At 44.6% G+C, this 20562-nt stretch carries 18 protein-coding genes and 1 pseudogene; 14 read left to right on the top strand and 5 right to left on the bottom strand.

From position 1 onward, the window contains the following. Positions 1–215: 215 nt before the first annotated feature. From ACFP56_RS16020 to ACFP56_RS15990, 7 genes are all read left to right on the top strand, one after another. Positions 216–1715: a malate:quinone oxidoreductase gene (locus tag ACFP56_RS16020; RefSeq protein WP_379236338.1), complete on the top strand. Its 1500-nt coding sequence runs from the start codon at positions 216–218 to the stop codon at positions 1713–1715. Between the two features lie 156 nt (positions 1716–1871). Beyond that, positions 1872–2318 (top strand): DUF1801 domain-containing protein, encoded by a 447-nt coding sequence (locus tag ACFP56_RS16015; protein WP_379236336.1) that lies wholly within the window; start codon positions 1872–1874, stop codon positions 2316–2318. Then, complete coding sequence (locus ACFP56_RS16010) at positions 2305–3240, top strand: M15 family metallopeptidase (protein ID WP_379236334.1); 936 nt, start codon at positions 2305–2307, stop codon at positions 3238–3240. The genes ACFP56_RS16015 and ACFP56_RS16010 overlap by 14 nt, the downstream gene beginning before the upstream one ends. A 270-nt stretch (positions 3241–3510) precedes the next feature. Continuing rightward, positions 3511–4260 (top strand): methionine ABC transporter ATP-binding protein, encoded by a 750-nt coding sequence (locus tag ACFP56_RS16005; RefSeq protein ID WP_379236332.1) that lies wholly within the window; start codon positions 3511–3513, stop codon positions 4258–4260. Then, positions 4253–4915: a methionine ABC transporter permease gene (locus ACFP56_RS16000; RefSeq protein ID WP_379236330.1), complete on the top strand. Its 663-nt coding sequence runs from the start codon at positions 4253–4255 to the stop codon at positions 4913–4915. Before ACFP56_RS16005 ends, ACFP56_RS16000 begins: the two co-directional genes overlap by 8 nt. Before the next feature lie 21 nt (positions 4916–4936). Further along, positions 4937–5770, top strand: a complete 834-nt coding sequence (locus tag ACFP56_RS15995) for a MetQ/NlpA family ABC transporter substrate-binding protein (RefSeq protein WP_379236328.1) — start codon at positions 4937–4939, stop codon at positions 5768–5770. 71 nt (positions 5771–5841) lie between these two features. Then, a complete protein-coding gene (locus ACFP56_RS15990; protein ID WP_379236326.1) occupies positions 5842–6729 on the top strand; it encodes a DMT family transporter in 888 nt (295 codons plus the stop codon). A gap of 48 nt (positions 6730–6777) precedes the next feature. Here ACFP56_RS15990 and ACFP56_RS15985 read toward each other — a convergent pair whose 3' ends face one another. Further along, positions 6778–8355 carry a BCCT family transporter gene (locus ACFP56_RS15985; protein WP_379236324.1) on the bottom strand — a complete coding sequence of 526 codons (1578 nt, stop codon included), beginning with the start codon at positions 8353–8355 and terminating at the stop codon, positions 6778–6780. A gap of 150 nt (positions 8356–8505) precedes the next feature. On the opposite strand from ACFP56_RS15985, the gene ACFP56_RS15980 reads away from it, so the two are divergent. Both ACFP56_RS15980 and ACFP56_RS15975 read left to right on the top strand, forming a co-directional pair. Beyond that, complete coding sequence (locus tag ACFP56_RS15980; RefSeq protein WP_210178562.1) at positions 8506–8775, top strand: hypothetical protein; 270 nt, start codon at positions 8506–8508, stop codon at positions 8773–8775. A gap of 184 nt (positions 8776–8959) precedes the next feature. Next, positions 8960–9868 (top strand): SDR family oxidoreductase, encoded by a 909-nt coding sequence (locus ACFP56_RS15975; RefSeq protein WP_379236321.1) that lies wholly within the window; start codon positions 8960–8962, stop codon positions 9866–9868. Between the two features lie 113 nt (positions 9869–9981). Here ACFP56_RS15975 and ACFP56_RS15970 read toward each other — a convergent pair whose 3' ends face one another. Beyond that, a complete protein-coding gene (locus ACFP56_RS15970; RefSeq protein WP_379236319.1) occupies positions 9982–10836 on the bottom strand; it encodes an SDR family oxidoreductase in 855 nt (284 codons plus the stop codon). Continuing rightward, positions 10833–11861, bottom strand: coding sequence for a polysaccharide biosynthesis protein (locus tag ACFP56_RS15965; RefSeq protein ID WP_379236317.1), 1029 nt, complete (start codon positions 11859–11861; stop codon positions 10833–10835). Before ACFP56_RS15965 ends, ACFP56_RS15970 begins: the two co-directional genes overlap by 4 nt. A 418-nt stretch (positions 11862–12279) precedes the next feature. Here ACFP56_RS15965 and ACFP56_RS15960 point away from each other — a divergent pair, with 418 nt between their 5' ends. Continuing rightward, positions 12280–12831 carry a DUF1697 domain-containing protein gene (locus ACFP56_RS15960; protein ID WP_379236780.1) on the top strand — a complete coding sequence of 184 codons (552 nt, stop codon included), beginning with the start codon at positions 12280–12282 and terminating at the stop codon, positions 12829–12831. A 73-nt stretch (positions 12832–12904) separates the two neighbouring features. Here the strand turns inward: ACFP56_RS15960 and ACFP56_RS15955 are convergent, their stop codons facing one another. After that, entirely contained in the window at positions 12905–13357 is a 453-nt protein-coding gene (locus ACFP56_RS15955) for an RICIN domain-containing protein (RefSeq protein ID WP_379236778.1), read from the bottom strand. Further along, positions 13349–14701 (bottom strand): annotated as a pseudogene (locus ACFP56_RS15950) (family 43 glycosylhydrolase); the annotation flags it as partial. The pseudogene ACFP56_RS15950 and the gene ACFP56_RS15955, both read right to left, overlap by 9 nt. 330 nt (positions 14702–15031) lie before the next feature. On the opposite strand from ACFP56_RS15950, the gene ACFP56_RS15945 reads away from it, so the two are divergent. From ACFP56_RS15945 to ACFP56_RS15930, 4 genes are all read left to right on the top strand, one after another. Continuing rightward, a complete protein-coding gene (locus tag ACFP56_RS15945; protein ID WP_379236315.1) occupies positions 15032–17053 on the top strand; it encodes a family 43 glycosylhydrolase in 2022 nt (673 codons plus the stop codon). A 117-nt stretch (positions 17054–17170) separates the two neighbouring features. Next, on the top strand, positions 17171–18451 hold the full coding sequence (locus tag ACFP56_RS15940; RefSeq protein ID WP_379236313.1) for an ABC transporter substrate-binding protein: 1281 nt from the start codon (positions 17171–17173) through the stop codon (positions 18449–18451). A 69-nt stretch (positions 18452–18520) separates the two neighbouring features. Continuing rightward, complete coding sequence (locus ACFP56_RS15935) at positions 18521–19417, top strand: carbohydrate ABC transporter permease (RefSeq protein WP_379236311.1); 897 nt, start codon at positions 18521–18523, stop codon at positions 19415–19417. A gap of 1 nt (position 19418) precedes the next feature. Next, the gene (locus ACFP56_RS15930; RefSeq protein ID WP_379236309.1) at positions 19419–20252 is read left to right on the top strand and encodes a carbohydrate ABC transporter permease; all 834 of its coding nucleotides are present in this window, start codon (positions 19419–19421) and stop codon (positions 20250–20252) included. Positions 20253–20562 lie beyond the last annotated feature (310 nt).

Here is a 20562-nt window from a genome sequence, read left to right as displayed (position 1 = left end):
TGTTTATAGGGGGTTACGGAAATTTTCTGTCTTTTATATCTCATTTGACTATCATATAATAGTAAATATGTTAATCTGTAATTATTAATGATACACTATAGTAAATTGGATTCTAATTGAAAAGGTGTGTGACCAGGTCGCACTCTGCCTTGCTATGAGCCTACGCAGGAGCGCCTACATCCTTTCTTAAATCTTAGAGTGTAAGGACGGTTAAAATGAGTAACAGTGAAACGAAAACAGACGTTATTTTAATTGGTGCCGGAATTATGAGTGCGACACTAGGATCATTGCTGAAAGAATTAGTACCAAGCTGGAACATAAAAGTGTTTGAAAAGCTTGCTAAGGCAGGAGAGGAAAGCTCTAACGAATGGAATAATGCTGGTACAGGGCATGCGGCACTTTGTGAGCTTAACTATACCGTTGAAAAATCAGACGGTTCAATAGATGTGAGCAAAGCGTTAAAAATTAACGAACAATTTCAAATTTCGAAGCAATTCTGGTCTTATCTTGTTCAAAATAAGCTAATTACAAAGCCACAGGATTTTATTATGCCATTACCTCATATGAGTCTAGTACAAGGTGAAAAAAATGTTTCCTTTTTAAGAAAACGTTTTGAAGCGCTATCAAAAAATCCATTGTTTCAAGGAATGGAGTACTCAGAGGACCCAGCCACATTAGAGGAATGGATTCCTTTAATTATGGAAGGACGCCAAACAAACGAGCCAATGGCGGCTACCAAGATCGACTCTGGGACAGATGTTAACTTCGGCGCACTAACGCGTATGCTGTTTGATCATCTGCAGAACCAAGGGGTTGAGCTTAACTATCAGCATAGTGTCAGCGATTTGAAGCGCACAAGCGATGGTTTATGGGAACTGAAGGTTCGCAACTTAACTACAGGCTCTGTGGAACGTCATCAAGCCAAATTTGTATTTATTGGCGGTGGCGGCGGAAGCATTCACCTGCTGCAAAAATCGGGCATTCCTGAAGGAAAGCATATTGGTGGTTTCCCGGTTAGTGGATTGTTTATGGTGTGCAATAATCAGGAGATTGTTGAGAAGCATCACGCAAAAGTATATGGAAAAGCGAAGGTCGGAGCACCTCCAATGTCTGTTCCGCATCTGGATACTCGTTATATAAATAATAAAAAGTCATTGTTATTCGGTCCGTTTGCAGGATTTTCACCAAAGTTTCTGAAAACAGGCTCGATGTTTGACTTGATTTCATCAGTTAAGCCGCACAATGTTACCACTATGCTGGCTGCTGGCGTGAAGGAAATGGCGCTTACGAAATACCTGATTCAGCAGGTTATGCTCTCGAATGAGAAGCGACTGGAGGAGCTGCGTGAATTTATTCCGAATGCCAAGCTTGAGGATTGGGACATCGTTGTAGCGGGACAGCGCGTGCAGGTCATTAAAGATACGCCAGCTGGAAAAGGTACACTTCAGTTTGGTACAGAGGTCGTAAGTGCTTCTGATGGTTCGATTGCAGCCTTGCTGGGCGCTTCACCAGGGGCATCCACTGCTGTTCACGTTATGCTTGAAGTATTGAATAAATGCTTCCCGCAGCATATCAAGGAATGGGAGCCTAAGCTGAAGCAGATGATTCCATCCTACGGTGTTTCACTGCTGGATCACCCTCAGCTGCTTCGTCAGGTTGAACAAGAAACGACACTAACTCTTAAATTAACCTCGAAGCAAGCAGTTAGAATGTAAGCTGCTTACGAATTAGGTGCAATAATGATAAAGGAAAAGGAAGCATATGGCTGCCAAGCATTTGCTTCCTTTTGTTATGACCTCGTTATTGGTAGCTGAGCTCAGCAGCTAACGAGGAGGTAACAGAATGATAGATTGAAGGAAAGGCTGATCAGGATGATAAATGATACGTACATTTCACAGATTGATGATAAATGGCGAGATAGCTTTGTCCAGCTATCGGAAACCGTTCAAAACCATATTCCAGACGGCTTCGAGTCTGTCTTGCAATATGGTGGTATAAGCTATGTTGTACCGCTGTCTACTTATCCGCAAGGATACCATGTCACACCAAACACACCGCTTCCGTTTATATCGATTATTGCGCAGAAGAAGCATCTGTCTTTATACCATATGGGTGTGTATTCAGACCCTGAGCTGCTTCATTGGTTTCAAGAGGAGTATGCGAAGCAAGTGCCGACCAAGCTAAACATGGGAAAGAGCTGTATTCGATTTACCAATCCCAGCAAAATTCCATATTCCTTGATTGGAGAGCTGGTTGAAAAGATGACTGTTGCAGATTGGATTCAACGCTATGAGGCAAGCAAAAATGAAGAACGGTAAGAGACAGTGGCTCTATATATTGGTCGTGATGCTTGCATGTGCAATCATGCAGGGATGTTCGGCTCCACATCCAGCCAATTCGTTGGCGAGCGGCGATCAAGTGGAGCAGCAGGAACCGTCCCCGTCTCCTGCTGCTGCGGATAACGCGGAATTGAATTCATCAATCATTGATGAGCAGCAAGATGCTGTTCAGCCTACAGATGAACAGGACTCATCCTCTAGTGATTCCTTGCATGGGAGTGAGATCGATTCAGCAGTTCCATCTAGCGAGGATGTAGCAAGTGAGCCAGCCCTTCCTGCTAAAACGTATGCATTGCCTGACGGATTTGTATATTTAGACGATATATTGGAAGATGCGCAATATGATATTCGTTATTACGGAGAAAACAATTTTGTAGGCAGACCGATTGAGGGTTATTTGGCACCGTATGCAATAGCAACGGAAGAGATGGCTGCGGCCTTGGTGAAGGTAAGTGAGGAAATGCAGGAACTGGGCTACGGATTACTGATCTATGATACGTATCGACCAGCTAAGGCAGTCGAAGTCTTTAAGGAATGGTCACAGGATGAAGCCGATACGCTTATGAAGGACTCGTTTTACCCGAATGAGGAAAAGAGTAAGCTGTTCCAGCGTGGATATTTGTCTCAACGCTCTGGTCACTCGCGGGGGAGTACAGTGGATTTGACCTTGTATGAGCTGGCAAGCGGTGAGCCGCTTGATATGGGTAGTCCGTACGATTTGCTTGATGAGATTTCTTATTTTGGAACACGTCTCATTACAGATGAACAAGCAGCCAATCGAGAGCTGCTGAAAAAAGTAATGAAGAAGCATGGCTTTAAGGAATACAGCAAGGAATGGTGGCATTATGTGCTGCTGGATGAGCCGTATCCATCCACATATTTTGATTTTGATGTGCAATAATAGCTGTTCATCGTAAGCTCGAAGGAGGGGATGTCTGTAGAGATATCCTCTTTTTCCGTGTATGCAAGAGGAAAAACAACAAATTGCGAGATAAAGTAGCAGTTTGCTCGGTATAACGTGTGGAATGGCTTAGAAAGACGGACTATGCATATGACACAGCTTATACTTTAAGCTATAATTAGGGGCGTGTCTGACCCCTGTTCAGGGGCACCTTTGCTCAGACACGCCCTAGTATCGCTATAATTACCCTGTATAGGTAGGGGGATCAATATGATTACTCTACATCAAGTAAGCAAAAGCTTTGGATCGTATGAGGCGATTAAAAGCGTTTCGTTGACTATAAATCGTGGTGAAATATATGGCATCATTGGACCAAGCGGCGCAGGCAAGTCAACCCTGCTCCGTCTAATGAATGTGCTGGAGAAGCCTGACTCCGGTGAGGTTGAGGTAAATGGACAACTGTTAACAAGCTTGACTCCGGCTGAGCTGCGGCGAGCACGTCAATCAATCGGAATGATTTTTCAGCATTTTCATCTGCTTTCGAATAAAACCGTACATGACAACGTAGCGGTGTCGTTGGAGTTAACGGGATTTCCGCGCAAGCAGAGACGAGCAAGGGTGATGGAATGCTTGGCATTTGTAGGCTTGGAGCATGCTGCAAGCAAATATCCTGCGCAGCTAAGCGGCGGTCAGAAGCAGCGCGTTGCGATTGCGCGGGCATTGGCCAATAGTCCGCAGGTGCTGCTCTGTGATGAACCAACATCATCGCTTGACTCCAGTACGACAGCAGAGGTACTGCAGGTGCTGCAAAAAATCAATCAAACACTTGACGTAACGGTAGTTATTGTCAGCCATGAGCTTGATGTGATTAAGAGCATCTGTCAGCGTGTTGCGGTCGTTGATGATGGGTTCATCTATGACACGATTATCAATGAGCCAACAGGTATACAGTTTGTTGATAAAGACCCTCAAAGCTTCGTCGACCGACTAAGGGAGAGGGGGAACAGATCCGATGCCTGAGGTGCTTGTACAATATCAAGCGGAAATAATAGAGTCGATTGGTGAAACCTTCTACATGGTTGGCGCTTCCGTATTAGCCGCCGTCCTGCTTGGCCTGCCGATCGGTACATTTCTATTTTTGTGCGGCAAGGGCAGCATATTGGAGAATCGCACCGTATATGGGCTGTTAAATGTGCTGGTTAATACGATCCGTTCGTTCCCATTTTTACTGCTGGTCGTTTTTTTGATTCCATTCACGAGATGGATTGTTGGAACCGCGATTGGCACAGCAGCAGCAACCGTGCCGCTGGCGATTATTGCGATTGCGCATTATGCCCGTTTGGTAGAGCAGTCATTGCTCGATGTACCTAAGGGAGTATTGGAAGCGGCGGTGTCGATGGGCGCTTCAATTAAAGAGATTATCTTCAAGTTTTTATACGTGGAGGCACGATCTGCTCTTGTGCTGTCTCTGACTACGTCAACGGTTAGCTTTATTTCTTATTCTACGGTGATGGGTATCGTTGGTGGCGGAGGCATTGGTGATTTTGCGATTCGTTATGGCTACCAGCAGTATAAGACTGACCTAATGCTGTATGTTATTGTGATTATGGTTATACTGGTGCAAATGATTCAATTTATTGGATCAACTGTATCCCAAAAAATAGATAAAAGATAATAGGAAAGTGAGAGAAACAAAATGAAAAAAATGCTATTTACAGTAGTGCTTGTTGCTTTAGTATTGAGTGGTTGCGCTCAAAACAATAAAACGGAGGAGAACAATACACAGCAGCCTGTTGCTGAAACTGAAGCTGTTACGTTAAAGGTTGCTTCGCTAATCCCTCCTATGACAGAAATTTTGGAGCTTGTAAAACCTGATCTGGCTGAACAGGGTATTGATCTAGAGGTTGTTGTACTGAGTGACAACGTTCAGCCTAACAGTGCTTTGTGGGCGAAGGAAGTAGATGCGAACTTCTTCCAGCACGTGCCGTACATGGAGGAGTTCAACCGCAATAACAATGCTGAGCTTGTGCCGATCACACCGATTTATTTTGCCAACTATGGTGTTTATTCAAAAAACTATGCCTCTATGGATGAGCTGCCTGAAGGCGCAGTTATTGCGATTGCCAACGATGTTTCGAATATCGACCGTTCATTATCGTTGTTGGCTCAACATGGTGTAATTACGCTTCAGGAAAAAACAGGGCCATATTATACGCAAGCTGATATTACCGAAAATCCTAAGAACTACAAATTTGAAGAGCTTGATTTATTGATGCTTGCAAGAATGTACGATGATGCCGATGCGGTTGTCATGACACCTGCGTATGCAGCTCCACTTGGTCTAACGCCAAAAAGCGATGCACTGCTAACAGAAGGTGTTGAAAATAACTTTGCGATTACACTTGTTGCACGCAAGGATAACGCAGAATCAGAGGCGATTAAGAAGCTTGCAGAAGCGATGACAAGCGAGCCGGTAAAACAATTTCTAGAGACCAATTACGATGAAACAGCTATTCCTGCTTTTCAATAGAGCAGCATGATAATAAGAAACCAGCTCATTAAGTGATGAAGAAGAAGTATGACATAGCAAGAAGGTGACTTGTGGGATATATTATGCTGTTGTTGGCGACATTGGCGTGGAGCTTTGTCGGTGTGCTCGTCAAAACAGGAACAACGATGGTAGATTGCGCAATCCTTTCATTTGCCAGGTTCTTTTTTGGGGTTTTATTTTTAGCAGCTTATTTATGGCTTCGCGACGGTAAATTACAGCTCAAATTCGGGATGAAATGGATATGGATTGGTGCTATAGGAAAAGCCATTAACTATGTGTTTGAAAATATTGCGCTGTACATCGGTTATTCCTATGGCAATATTCTTGTACAGCCCGTCCAGACTGTTGTACTGCTGCTTGCTGCAGCATTTATGTTCAAGGAAACGATAACGAAGCGAAGCTGGGCGGCTGCCGCCTTGTGTATTATTGGGGTTTTAATCGTTGGATGGAATGGTGTGCCTTTTGCTGAGCTTATGCAAGGAGGAGGCCTTACAACGCTGCTGTTCACCATTGCGGGTGTTGGTGCTGCGGTTCACGTGTTGAGTCAGCGGATGCTTATAAAAAGCATGGACAATGGAAATATGAATACGTCTATCTTTATCGTAAGTACATTGATTGTGACGCTGCCTATTCCATTTCAGTCAGAGGGCTTTATTGGTCCTGTTACTCCATGGGCCTGGGGAGCATTGCTTCTGCTAGGTTTTATTACAGGATTTAGTTTTTTATGGTCAGCTGAAGCAATTAAACGAGTACCGTTTTCTTTTGTTGCAATTGCGGGTAATTGTACCGTGTTGTTTGCTATCTTTTGGTCTTATTTGTTTTTCAACGATCCGATCACAATATACTTGATGGTCGGGACATTTGTATTCGTAGCAGGTTTGCTGCTGCTTAATTTCCCGCTAACTAGACATAAAAGAGTTAAGCAGATCAATGTCTGATTGAAGGCAATCGTTTATACCGAAATAGCAATGAGCAAAGGCTCATTGCTATTTTTCTTTATTCTTTTTTTCTTGCTCACGCTTTGCTGCTGCTTCAAGCTGCCGAAAACGCTTGACATCAACCTTGCGTACGGGCAATGGTTCATGCCGCAGCAGCTTGGACATGGATATGATTAGCAGTAATAAAATTACAGTGAAGGGCAATGCAGCAACAAGCGAGGCTGTCTGTAATGCCTCCAAGCCTCCTGTATAGAGCAAAACTCCTGCAATAATCGACATTAACCCGCCCCATACAAATTTAATGAATTTTGGTGGATTCAAACTTCCGTTGGACGTCATACTGGATAGCACATAAGTTGCTGAATCAGCTGAAGTTACTAGGAAGATCAGAATAAGCACCATAGAAATAACGGAAATGATCGTTGTTAACGGAAGATGCTGCAGCACTTCAAATAAAGCCGTTGTGACATCTGAATGTACTGCCTCTGCAATCGATGTATTTCGCTTCAGATCAAACCATAAGGCTGTCCCGCCAAAAGTCGCAATCCAAAAACATGCGATGACAGGGGGGATAATCATTACGCCTAATACAAATTCTCGAATTGTTCTGCCTTTAGACACGCGTGCAATAAATGCACCAACATAAGGCGACCAGGCAATTGCCCATGCCCAGTAGAAGATCGTCCAATCTCGAATCCAAGTTCCGCCTCTATACGGCTGCAGTCGCAGGCTGTACGAGATATAATTCGATAAGTAATCACCAAGTCCTAATGTAAACGTTTCAAGAATGAAAACAGTAGGGCCTGTTACAAAAACAAACAATAGCATGCCAATCGCAAGGCCTAGGTTAAGATTGCTCAAATATTTCATGCCTTTATAAACTCCAGATGTCGTGGAAAGCATATACAACAAAAATATAACTACGATGAGCAGCAGTTGAATCCAGTTTGAGCTTTGAATACCGAACACATAGCTCAATCCACCATCAAGCTGCATAACACCTAGTCCTATCGAGGTAGCAATACCCATGACTGTTGCGATTACAGATAAGGAATCAATTGTATTTCTTGTAATTGGACGACTGCCTGTTACTGGCTCCAATGCTGTCGATATAAGGCTGTTCTTCTGTTTACGAAACTGAAGGAAAGCAATGACGAGACCAACCATTGCGAAGATGGCCCATTGGCTAATGCCCCAATGAAAAAAAGCATAGCCCATCGCAACTCTCGCTGATTGAACGGTTAGTCCTTCAAGATCGGAGAATGGTGGCGTATAAAAATGACTCATTGGCTCTGCGACTCCCCAAAACACAAGTCCTACGCCAAAGCCTGCTGAAAAAAGCATGCCAACCCATGAAAAAAAAGGAAACTCAGGACGCTCTTTTTCTCCGCCTAATCGGATACCGCCGTACTTACTTACGACTAATCCTATTAGAAACAACGTGATAACGAACACAGACAACAGAAAAAACCAACCAAAATATTCAGTAATGATGGAAAAGGATGAGTTAGCAACCTTTCCAAACCAATCAGGAATTACGCCTCCAATGATTGCAAAAGCTGCAATTATAACGGCTGATACTGTGAAAACTAGATTGCTCCATATCTTTGACATGCTTTTTGTCATGCTGACACCTCCAGAGTTACCATTATTCCACCGAATTGAACAATGTATGCAGAAGGTATTCCAGCATTAAAAGCATAACTTTACGTTATTTATCGAACAATAATCTGGCTGCAATGATCAATCATTTATAAGTTAGGGAGGACACCTCATATGGGTAAAAATTCTGATGTAACCTGGAAGCAAGATCACCCCAGCACATTATTAAGCAATGCCGTACAGCGTGCTAATCGTGCCGTCAAGCAAGCTATGTCTCATCCAGAGCAACAATTGATTGAGCAAGCATATCAATCGCTTTCACATGCAGAACATGCGCTGGACAATGCTGTTCAGTATGAGGAGCACATGGATACGGTTCAGCAAAATCAACAGCAGCTAGAGGTGCTAAAGCAGCAGCTTCAGCATACAACAGAGCAGCAATAAGCTACGCTTTTGCGGTATGCAGCTTTAGATGCTGCATACCGCTTGTTATATGTAAAGCAATGACAAGAAGTTTGGTACATGTAAGTTATGCAATGTATAACATACAAGTGTATTGACACCATTCTAGACTAGGCGAATATTCTAATTGAAGATGATCAGAAAAGAAAATAAGGAGGATGAACCAATGAGCACAGTTCCTGGGTATCCTTACTATGGATCTGAGACAGAATGTCAGCAAATTCCGATTACTTTCCCTCCGCAGCATCAGCCGATACAGCCTGGTTTGGAATACGCGATGACACCATTACCGATAAGTGATAATCCAAACTACAAAGGCAGTGGTAAATTAAAAAACAAGGTTGCCATTATTACAGGTGGTGATAGCGGGATTGGCAGAGCGGTTGCGATTGGATTTGCCAAGGAAGGCGCCAATATGGTAATTACGTATATGCCGCATGAGCGTCCGGACGCAGAGGCGACCAAACAAATGGTTGAAGCATACGGTCAACATATTTTACTTATAGAAGGTGACTTGCGAGTACCTGGCTTCTCACAGGAAATCGTTGATCAGACGATGGGACATTTTGGCAGAGTTGACACGCTCATATTGAACCAGGCGGTGCAATATCCACAGGAGAGCATTCTTGATATTACGGATGAGCAGCTAGAGCAAACGTATCGTACGAATATTTTTCCGTTTTTTTATTTGACGAAGGCGGCACTTCCACACATGAAGTCTGGAAGCACCATTATTTCCACTACATCTGTTACGGCATATGAAGGCCATAAAACGCTGCTTGATTACTCAACGACTAAAGGAGCGATTGTAACCTTTACTCGTTCGTTATCGCAGCAACTGGTTGAGAAGGGCATACGTGTAAATGCAGTTGCGCCGGGACCGATCTGGACGCCATTAATTGTTTCGAGCTTTTCAGCCGAAGAAGTAAAGGTATTTGGATCAGATACTCCTATGAAACGTGCAGGACAGCCATTTGAGCTTGCCCCTACTTATATCTACCTTGCATCGGATGATTCCTCGTATGTAACGGGTCAGGTGCTTCATGTTAACGGCGGTACGATGACCGAAACGTAATTTCAGCACATACTTTAAAGTATGACAATCACCATGGCTGACAGTGGTAGTTAGTTAAGCAGCCAGCGCCTTAACGGGGCTGGCTGCTTGCTTCTACTACACTTAGTCATCACTTAGCTTTTATAATAATGAGGATACAGGTAGTGGTGCTCCTTAATCCACTCTTTCATTTCTACAACCATTTGCTCATAGTGAGGAACTTTGAACGTAAAGTCCTTGCGGTGGTTAATCAGTGTTTTATCGACTCTCACTGCATCTGCCGGTAAAATGTCAAGACGTCCGTCCTTAAAATGCTTATTGAACAGCTGGAGCAGATCATACTTGCTTATGCTTGCAGGATGGACAAGATTATATAAACCTGTAATGCGTTCTGATATAGCGTGTTCCATCGCCTTTGCAAGGGTTAAAGTAGTTACTCCGGTCCATATTGCTCTTGTATAGCCATGAATGCTGCTCTGTTGTTTCATGAACCAATTGAACAGTCCTATGCCGTCAGACTTCATATCGGGACCAATAATGGAATTACGGAAGGTTAAACTTTGATAATGATTTAGCTCTCCGAGCGCTTTCGTTCGGTCATACAGCGTTCTGCCATCTGGGAAGCTTAACTCATCGTATGGTCCGGATTGTCCTGAAAATACGCAATCGGTACTCATATGAATGAAGTAGGCAGGTTTATCCAGCAGCTGCTCATGAATGAAATGCGGCAGATAGCTGTTCACGTATATCGCTTGTGAAGGATGTTCATCGCACGTTTGATTCAACACGCCTAAACAGTTGATCACAACATCAAATGGGCGGGCAAGAAGTTGCTTTAGCAGCTTTTCATCTCGAATATCGCCTCGCACATTATAGCCAAAAGGAAACGGCTTGCGCGTAAAGGTAGTGACTTCATGCCCCCGCTTTAAAAAATATAGCGTGATTGTATGACCAGCCATACCGCTAGCTCCTAGAACGAGAATATTCATGAAGAACTCCCCTTCCAGTGAGTAAGCTCCTCTTGAATATATGGAAGTTCCAGCAGTTTCTCCTTCATTTCGCTAATTGTAAGAATGCGAGTATTGTTCGAGTTGTATTCGTCAGTAAGTGTTATTTTGGGTGAACCCGTTTCGATGTACTTGTCGTAATTAAGATCGCGATTATCCGCAGGTACACGGTAAAAATTTCCCAAATCGATGGCTTTCGCAGCCTCTTCCTTCGTTAACAGCACCTCATATACCTTTTCGCCATGACGTGTTCCGATAATTTGAATATCAAGCTCTACTTCAAACAGCTCCATTAGTGCTTGTGCGAGCACATGAATATAGGATGCAGGTGATTTTTGCACCATAATATCGCCATTTTCGGCATGTTGAAAAGCGTACAGCACAAGCTCAACGGCTTCATCCAAACTCATCATGAAGCGGGTCATATGCTCATTCGTAATCGTTAATGGCTTTCCCGACTTGATCTGTTCAACAAATAGAGGAATAACAGAGCCTCTAGAAGCCATGACGTTGCCGTATCTCGTTCCACATATTAATGTCCGTCTTGGATCAACCATTCGAGACTTGGCGATAAATGTTTTTTCCATCATCGCTTTTGAAATGCCCATAGCATTTACGGGATAGGCAGCCTTGTCTGTTGAAAGGCAAATGACCTTGCGCACCTTCGATGCTATTGCTGCTGTCAAGACATTATCAGTTCCTAGCACATTCGTTTTTACGGCTTCTAGTGGATAAAATTCGCAAGAAGGTACCTGCTTTAATGCAGCTGCATGGAAGATATAATCGACATCATACATCGCAGGTGCCAAGCTGCTTGCATCGCGCACGTCACCTATATAAAATTTGAGTTTGTCATTCTTGTACAGTTTGCGCATATCATCCTGCTTTTTTTCATCCCTTGAAAAGACACGGATTTCTTTCAGATCGGATTGAAGAAATCGTTTGAGCACGGCATTGCCAAATGACCCCGTACCACCAGTGATTAGCAATGTTTTATTCTTAAACATCATGTCGGCACCTTTCTGTTTTCTTCTGGATGTCTGTTGTGTTTATTCTTAGCCTCCAGTAAAGCCCTTCCTTATACGAGAAATTGTAATTTTCCATATAATGCGGTGAATAAAAAAACGTAACCGGACAGTATTGCGGTGGAATAGCCGGACATAACTAGCAAGGTTTATAGTATTTCAGGGCGATACAGATAGACTCGCGCGGCAGCTCTAACTCGTTCATATTGCACATATTGGCATCATATGCGGACAATGCGTTAGAGGTTCAAAAAGCGATGAGATTGCCTACTAGAAATAGAGATAATCTACGAAACTTTCAATTTGAACATAACCATGCGTTTAACGATTCTAACGGTAAGGCAGCTTTCTTGAAGTTTTTGGATTATACTGGTGTTAAAGTGAAAAGGAGGCGTGTATGATGATCTATGTAGCGTTGCTGCGAGGAATAAATGTTGGTGGAAATAACAAAGTGGATATGAAACAGCTAAAGAAAACGTTCGAACATGCAGGGATGAATAACGTTGTTACATATATTAATACTGGAAATGTAATATTCGAGCATAACAATCTAGCGCAGGAAGAGTTGGTTGAACTATTGGAGAAAGCGATTGCTGACGATTTTCAGCTTCACATTAAAGTCGTGATTCGCAGTATGGAGCAGTATGCTGCCATGATGAAGGACATTCCAGCGGATTGGACCAATGATGCAGCGATGAAGAGTGACATCATGTTTCTATGGGAAGAGGTAGATCATGAATCGACATTAGAAAAGCTGGACATGAAGCCTGGCATCGACACAGTACGCTATGTTAAGGGAGCTATCCTATGGTCCGTTGCGAAAGAACATGTTACAAAAAGCGGGTTAAGCAAAATAATAGGAACAGAGCTCTATAAAAAAATTACCGTTCGCAATATCAACACGACTCGAAAAATTTTTGAGCTTATGCTGAAGGCATCGAGCAGTTCGTAAAAACTGTGATAAGCCATGCATAATACATTTTCATATAGAGAAGCCCTCACCACTAGGCGAGGGCTTGTTAGGTTTAATATTTTCGATGCAGCTGCCAGGTTTGTGCGGCATTGCCGTAGTCGCTCCAAATCTGCACATTCGTGCCGTTAGCGGAATTTCCGCCCTCCACATCAAGCACCTTGCCACTGTTTGGATTAATCAGCTTCCAGCCATTGTTGCTAAGCTTCAACACCCACCGCTGTGCAGCATTCCCGCCATAGTCCTGCCAGATGTGAACGTTGGTCCCATCAGCAGTGCCTGTTCCTGCGACATCAAGTGCCTTGCCGCTATTCGTATTAATTAACGTATAGGCACCATCCCCAAGACTGGTTATGCGCCATTCCTGCGCAGCGCTGTTGTTATCCTCCCAAATTTGCACATTTGTGCCGTTGGCCGTACCAGCTCCCGCAACATCAAGCGCCTTGCCACTGCTTGGATTAATCAACTTGTAGACAGAGCCAGACAATGCGGCAGGCTCAGCTGGCATAAGGTCAAAGAAATCAAACTCCGCATAGCCGTTTCCTTTCGTAAACCGCACCGTATTCCAGCCTTCATTCAAATGCGTGCGTATAGTAGATAGTCCCCAGTTGTCCCAGCCTTTGTTCGTGACATGAAAAGGCGAAGTCGTACCATTAATCGTAATGTTCAAATTCGACCAACCACCGCCCGCCGTGCCATTTCCAGTACGTGCTGATAAAATATACTCCCCTGCTGCTGCCGTATACACGGAAAATTCCACAAAGCTTGCTGCTGTATCAATGTGTCCAGCCTTGCTGCCCCCTGAGCTGCCAGGCCCAGGAGAGGCATATGCACCGCCGCCAAATGTACCTTCCTCTGCTTCATAGCGTACGCGCTGCGATTCGCCAGATGGCAGAGGGATTGGAGTGTTTGGTGCTACAGGAGCGCCCAAATTTGGTGTGTTGTCTTGATTCCAAGTAAATCGTTGTGCACGAATTTCACGATTCCAGCCAGCGTTGTTGTATTTCGCGACATGATACATGATCCAGTCCTCTTTACCGTCTGGTGATACGGTGAATGAGTGATGACCCGGACCATATAAGCCGTTAGCCGAGGAGAAAATTGGCTGGCTGCGCTTCGTCCATGAGGAAGCTGATAGCAAGTTGCTGCTAGTACTTGCTGTAATTAAACCAAGGCAGTAATCATTGGTCCAGCTTCCACTAGCTGAATAGACAATGCTGATAACGCCATTGCGCACAATAACCTGTGGGCCTTCATTGACATGTGGAGAATGATTGGTCTCCCAGCCAAAGGTCGGTCTAGCAATTTCAACCCGGTTGGAGCTGATTGTCCATGGGTTGCTCATCGATGCGATATAGATGTTCTGACGTACGTTGACATCTCCTTCCCAGCCTGACCATAAGAAGTATAACTGATTGCCAACCTGAAGCACGGTGCCGTCAATTGCCCATTTATTTGTTGCATCGGTAATTTGTCCTTTATTGACCCAGGTGCCTTGCATTGGATCAGCCGAGGTGTTTTCGAGAACATACATCCGATGGTTCACGTTATTGCCATCATCCTTGGCGTAATAAATATACCATGCCCCATTAATATGATGGATCTCTGGCGCCCATATATTGCAGCAGCCTGTTTCAATCACTCGAGTTGGAGCTGCGTCGATGCCAGTCATACTGGCGCTTTTCCAAATCGTTACGTTGTTCCCAGTTGTTTTGGTGAAGTAGTAGTAGCCGTCTGTATGTCGATAAATCCATGGGTCAGCCCCATCCTGCATAATGACATTGTAAAAGTTTCCTTGTTGCGATGCTGCACCAGCCCATCCTGCGGGTACTAGCAATGCAATAAGCAGCATGACAATGAGTGCATGACTGCTTAACCTGCGCCACGATTGGTGTCCAAGCCTCATTTTCCTTCAACCCCTTTTTTAGAGTATGCGCTTTCAAAATGCGCATCTGCTTTCAGTCAAACATGTTGAAGACGACGAAAACAGGTCCAATTTTTGTAAATAGTGGACCTATCACTGGCCCATGCTAGAGAACACCTAAAAATATGTCCATAATCTCCAAAGATGCGCACTGTCCTAACTCAGGGCCTACTTACTATACTTTAGCGAGAGAAGAAATGAAGTCGACAGTTTATCGATTTCAGAATTTAGCAGATAACAAACTTGGAGGGAACACATATGAGCACCTACACCAATCCCGTGAATATTTTGGTCAGTTCTGAAGCCGTGGCTTGCCGCAAGCTGAATCCGAAGGTTAATCCAGATCCATTTGTGTTGAAATACAATGGTGAATATTATGCCTATGCAACATCAGGTGGCGGGGTTAGCGTACTTCACTCCGTCAATATGACGGAGTGGACCCATTTGGGATATGCCTATAAGCAAGAAGGGCAAACCGATTACTGGGCTCCAGCCGTTTTTTATGATAATGGATTGTTCTACTTATACGTGTCCTCTAGGTCTCAAGATGAGGAAGATGTGCACTACGAATATTTGCAAGCAGCTGTTTCGGAGCGACCTGAAGGACCTTTTCGTTATCAATGTCAGCTATTTAATACCTTTTCGATTGATGCTCATGTAGTACGCGACGTTAATGGAGGATTGCTTTTGTTTTATTCCACTAATGAAACGCTTGGCATCGATCATGAGCGTCCAGGCACAGTAATATTGGCGGATCGTTTGCTCGATCCTTTCACGCCTGAAGGAAAACCAAGGCTAATCGTCAAGCCTACGCTGGATGAGGAGATATACGAGCGCAACCGCTTTGGTGATGGGAGAGACTGGCACACCATTGAAGGGGCTTTTCATTTGCAGCGGCGCGGCATTCATTATGTTATGTACAGCGGCAACGCATTTACGAAGCCCCATTATTATATAGGCTACAGTACGGCAAGGCATCAGGAGGGTGTTTCAATAGCGGATCTGGAATGGACGAAGTATCCTGATGAATTTACCTATGAACCTTTGCTGCGCCAAAATGATCTAGTAGAAGGCGTTGGACATAACAGCGTTGTGAAAGCTCCGAACAATGTGGACGATTGGATAGTTTATCACGGACGAGAGCGACAGGCTAAGACAATGGATGAGGCCGACGCTGTTGCTGGGTTAAGTGAGAAGCAAGCGGAAGATGAGACTGACGGAGAGCACCGACAGATGCGGATTGATCCATTGCTATGGCTTGGTGACAAAATGTGGGTTCCAGGTCCGAGCAGCGAGGAGTGTGCTGCTCCAGCTCTACCAGGCTTTCGCGATCTGTTCGAAGGGGATGTACTTGGCAGCGGCTGGCACTCTGTAAGCGGCAATTGGCAGGTCGAGAACAGACAGTTATTCCAGCAAAGTGTTATTGGAACAGGGCGTCTACTTCTAGAGAAACGCTATGCAGCTGCATGGTTTGAAGTGAATCTGCGCTGGCTTCCTCATCATATGGGAGGGCTGTACGGTGCGGTTGTGATGTATGAGAATGAGCAGCATTATGCGGAGGTGCTGCTTGACGTTGGAAAAGGAACGATTGGCTTATATGAAACGTTTGCTGGCGTACAGCTTGAACCGCACACCGTTAATGTACCCGCGGGCTTTCGCTTCGATGCCTATCACCAGCTGCTTCTAGCTGTTGTGGGCAATCATATTTCAGTTACTCTCGATGGTGTTCTCATGCTAAAAACAAGCATGCATACGTTAGGCAAAGGCTGTCTGCCTTGCTTTGGTCTTGCTACGCATTATACGTCGGCTGCATTTGCAGGTGTTGCCTTGACTGGGTATGTAGCGCAAACGGAGGATACGGCTGTGCAGCTGCTATCTTATGTTACTACGCGGAAGGGCAACTGGAGAATAGAAGGAGGAGCATGGTTAGGGCGCACTCATGAAGGTGAAGCGGCAATCGAGCTGCTTAATCCTTTTGCTTCAGAAGCCAGCAAGCTTCGCTTTGATGTGCAGGGTAGATTGAGCGAATCGTCGTTGCAGCTAGTTGTATTGCCTGGCCAACAATCAGAGCAGCAGGCGATCAACCTGCTGCTGCCTGCCTCAGCGGATAAGCGAAGTGGAACCGTGCATGTAAAGCTTCAGAATAAATTGCTGCAAGTGTGGTATGGACGCGGGCTGCTGGCAAGCCATGCTTGGACAGATGAGCTGCACTCGCTCAAACTCGAGTCCAGCAGCGATATTCGGCTTGAGGCCATCGAATGGACAGCGCTAGAGTTCTAAAAATATGTCCATTTTATCGAAAGAGATGACATATCTTTGCACACGGTTGGCGCTTAAGATGAGAGCAGGGAAGAACATATAGCTTCTCAATTAAACATACATGAGGGGGAAATAACGATGAAAAAGTCAACTTTGCTTATGCTCTTGATCACGATTGCACTGGTTGCAGCTGGCTGCAACGGTGGCAACAGTGGTGGCAACAGTGGCAGCAATAGCGGCTCAGAGGAGCAAGGCTCCAAAAGCGGCAAATCAGGTAAAACGGAGTTTTTATTCTGGTCACCGTTCTCTGGCGCAGATGGTCCATTCATGAAGCAGATCGTAGACAGATATAATGCATCTCAGGATCAATATAGCGTAAAGTTCGTCATTCAACCCAATGGGGAGTACTACAAGCAGCTAGATGTAGCGTTGAGCGCATCTAAGGATCGTCCTGATTTGGTTATTATGCATTTGGATCAAATTCCAACCTATCAAAGCAAAGGTCAGCTGCAGGAGCTTGATGACATCGCGGCAAATGCGAGTATCAGTAAAAGAGATTATGTAGAAGCAGCTATTGATTATGCGACTATTGATGGCAAATGGTACGGTATTCCGCTAGATATCCATCCATTGGTGATGTACTACAATAAAGATTTGTTTGATAAAGCGGGTATTACAGCAGCACCGACTAACCGTGAGGAGTTCGAGGCAGCTGTAGAGAAGCTGACGGATCCAGGCGCGGGCGTATACGGCTATGTTGTACCGACGCTTTGGCCGCAACAATTTATATTCCCGACACTCGTATGGCAAAATGGCGGCGAGCTATGGGATGGCAGCACTGTAGCATATAACTCGCCAGAAGCAGTGGAAATGGTAGAGTGGATGCGTGGATTGATCGATAAGGGTGTATCTCCGGGCAATGTTCAGCAGGATGGAGAGAACACATTGTTCCTGCAAGGTAAAAATGCGATCCAATTTAACGGCCCATGGATGAAATCTCAATTTGATGAAGCGGGTCTAAACTTTGGTGTTGCACCAGTGCCGCAAATTGGTAAGGCGAAGCAGGCTGTGTATGGAGGTTCACACAACTTTGCGATTCCGCAAGGCGTAACGGATGAAAATGTGTTGGCTGGCATTGGCGATTTCTTGAAATATATATCCTCCAATTCATTGGATTGGGCTGAATCAGGTCAAGCGCTTGCCTCTATTCCTATGATCGAAAGCGAAGCATTTAAAGCGTTGCCGCAAAGTGCAATTGCTGAAAGCTTCTCTTATGTACAATTTGCACCGAATGTGTTGAACTGGCCGACGATTTCCGAGCCGATTTGGGGCGAGCTTAACAACGCCCTGTTAGGCAATAAATCTGCTCAGCAGGCAATGGATGATGCAGTTGCCAAATCCGTGCAAGCGATCGAATAGTAAATAAACTCTGAAAAAGGGAAGGCGATCCGCCCTTCCCTTTTTCAGCCTAGTTAGGAGGTCATAAGTGTGAAAACAACCTGGAAGTCTCGTTTAAGCTCCTCTCTGTTTGCCTTGCCGTATACGTTTTGCTTCGCTGCATTTATGCTGTTTCCGATTGGCTATGGGATCTATATTAGTCTGCATGATTTTGAATTATTGTCGCAGGAGCATCCGTTCGTTGGGCTCAGCAACTATGTTTCGATATTTACCTCTGGCAGCTATGAAAATGCTCTGTTTTTCCGCGGGCTGTGGGTCACCATTCAATTTGTTCTGTTTTCCGTGCCTTTGCTTATTGTAGTAGGGCTGGGTATAGCTTTGCTCGTCAATGCACTGCCTCGCAAAATTAGAGGCTTGTTCCGCACCTTTTATTTTATGCCTTACGCCATCTCGGCTTCTGTAATGGCAGTTATCTGGTTAATGATGTTTGACACGAATGCAGGTTTCTTGAATGGAATGCTGGGGAAATTGGGCATTCAATCGATTCCTTGGCTTACCAGTACACCTTGGGTATGGATATCGTTGATTGCTACGACACTGTGGTGGACGATTGGTTTTAATATGATTATTTTTATTAATGCCTTGAACGAAGTACCGGAAGATTTTTATGAGGCAGCTTCAATTGACGGCGCGAGCACATGGAGCAAATTCAAGCACATTACACTGCCCTCCATCCGTCCAGTAATGCTGTTTGTCATGATTACGTCAACGATAGCTTCCTTTAACATATATGCGCAGCCGTTCTTGCTTACTCGTGGCGGTCCTGGCGATACAACGCGCGTGCTGTTAATGAATGTGCTCGATCATGCTTTTATTCGTAAGGATGTTGGCTCAGCTTCCGCAATGGCGATTATGATGGCGTTCATCATTATGATTATTTCCGTTGTGCAGTACCGATTAACGTATGGACGCAGGGAGGGGAACTAATATGAGCAAATTTCGCCAAGCGATGCTTATTTTGCTGGCAGCCTTGCTAGCAGCACTGTTTTTGTTGCCATTAATATGGATGCTGTCTACCTCCTTGAAAAATGATTTTGAAGCGCTCGCGGGACAAATGAATTTCATTCCGAAAAAACCGACTTTCGAAAACTATATTCAAGGGTTGAGCGGCGAGTTGATGAATGTACCGATTATGCGCTGGATAACAAACTCATTGTCAGTTGGAATTATTGGAACTGCGATTGTGCTGTTTATCGACTCAATGGCAGCTTATGCACTGGCCAGATTAAGCGACATGCCGTTTCGTAAAACGCTGTTTTCAATGTTTATTGCGTCCTTGATGATTCCAGGCGTGTTGACGTTTTTGCCTATGTATATGGAGTTTAACGGGCTCGGCTTGATTAACACCTATGCTGCGCTGGTGCTGCCATATACGGCGGGAGCGTTCGGTGTATTTCTGCTTTATCAGTTCTTTATCTCTTTTCCTAAGGAAATTGAAGAAGCTGCGCGCATTGATGGCGCGAACAAGTGGCAAATTTACACACGAATTTTGCTGCCGGCTTCTGTTTCAATAATGGTAACGCTTGGTATTTTCACATTTATGGGCATCTACAACGACTTCGTATGGCCGCTATATGCGACGACCTCGCCAGAAATGCGTACGATTACAGCAGGGATTGCGCTAATGTCCCAAGGCAGCTACACGCAAGCTTATGGTAAGTTGATGGCAATGACTACGATTGCAACTTTGCCGGTACTGATCATTTTTATCGCAGGTCAGCGCTCCTTCGTTAGAGCGATTACACAATCGGCGATTAAATAAAAGCAAGGGCTTCTACTTCAAATAAGGATCAAAAAGCTAGACTTTCAGAACCAAGAAGATGGCTGGAAACAGAAAGCGAGTAGCGCAGCGTAGACAGATCTACGTGAGCAACGGAGCGCATCTGTAGACGGCCATATTCGACGTCGAGTAAACTGCCACGCAACACATCGTTATCAAAGTTCAGCTTTTTGATTACATCATCAAATAAAGATTAAAAAGCTGAGCTTTCAGAACCAAGAAGATGGCTGGAAACAGAAAGCGAGTAGCGCAGCGTAGACAGATCTACGTGAGCAACGGAGCGCATCTGTAG

The organism is Paenibacillus septentrionalis (genome assembly GCF_042659865.1).
GTDB lineage: Bacteria > Bacillota > Bacilli > Paenibacillales > Paenibacillaceae > Pristimantibacillus > Pristimantibacillus septentrionalis.
This window is presented reverse-complemented; position numbering and strand designations above follow the sequence as displayed.

Coding starts and splice junctions, on each gene's coding strand:
- ACFP56_RS15975 (WP_379236321.1), top strand. CDS start 8,960: ATGAGCACAGTTCCTGGGTATCCTTACTATGGATCTGAGACAGAATGT.
- ACFP56_RS15995 (WP_379236328.1), top strand. CDS start 4,937: ATGAAAAAAATGCTATTTACAGTAGTGCTTGTTGCTTTAGTATTGAGT.
- ACFP56_RS16000 (WP_379236330.1), top strand. CDS start 4,253: ATGCCTGAGGTGCTTGTACAATATCAAGCGGAAATAATAGAGTCGATT.
- ACFP56_RS15960 (WP_379236780.1), top strand. CDS start 12,280: ATGATCTATGTAGCGTTGCTGCGAGGAATAAATGTTGGTGGAAATAAC.
- ACFP56_RS15940 (WP_379236313.1), top strand. CDS start 17,171: ATGAAAAAGTCAACTTTGCTTATGCTCTTGATCACGATTGCACTGGTT.
- ACFP56_RS15955 (WP_379236778.1), bottom strand. CDS start 13,357: ATGCCAGCTGAGCCTGCCGCATTGTCTGGCTCTGTCTACAAGTTGATT.
- ACFP56_RS15965 (WP_379236317.1), bottom strand. CDS start 11,861: ATGTTTAAGAATAAAACATTGCTAATCACTGGTGGTACGGGGTCATTT.
- ACFP56_RS15980 (WP_210178562.1), top strand. CDS start 8,506: ATGGGTAAAAATTCTGATGTAACCTGGAAGCAAGATCACCCCAGCACA.
- ACFP56_RS15985 (WP_379236324.1), bottom strand. CDS start 8,355: ATGACAAAAAGCATGTCAAAGATATGGAGCAATCTAGTTTTCACAGTA.
- ACFP56_RS16015 (WP_379236336.1), top strand. CDS start 1,872: ATGATAAATGATACGTACATTTCACAGATTGATGATAAATGGCGAGAT.
- ACFP56_RS15970 (WP_379236319.1), bottom strand. CDS start 10,836: ATGAATATTCTCGTTCTAGGAGCTAGCGGTATGGCTGGTCATACAATC.
- ACFP56_RS15930 (WP_379236309.1), top strand. CDS start 19,419: ATGAGCAAATTTCGCCAAGCGATGCTTATTTTGCTGGCAGCCTTGCTA.
- ACFP56_RS16005 (WP_379236332.1), top strand. CDS start 3,511: ATGATTACTCTACATCAAGTAAGCAAAAGCTTTGGATCGTATGAGGCG.
- ACFP56_RS16010 (WP_379236334.1), top strand. CDS start 2,305: ATGAAGAACGGTAAGAGACAGTGGCTCTATATATTGGTCGTGATGCTT.
- ACFP56_RS15945 (WP_379236315.1), top strand. CDS start 15,032: ATGAGCACCTACACCAATCCCGTGAATATTTTGGTCAGTTCTGAAGCC.
- ACFP56_RS16020 (WP_379236338.1), top strand. CDS start 216: ATGAGTAACAGTGAAACGAAAACAGACGTTATTTTAATTGGTGCCGGA.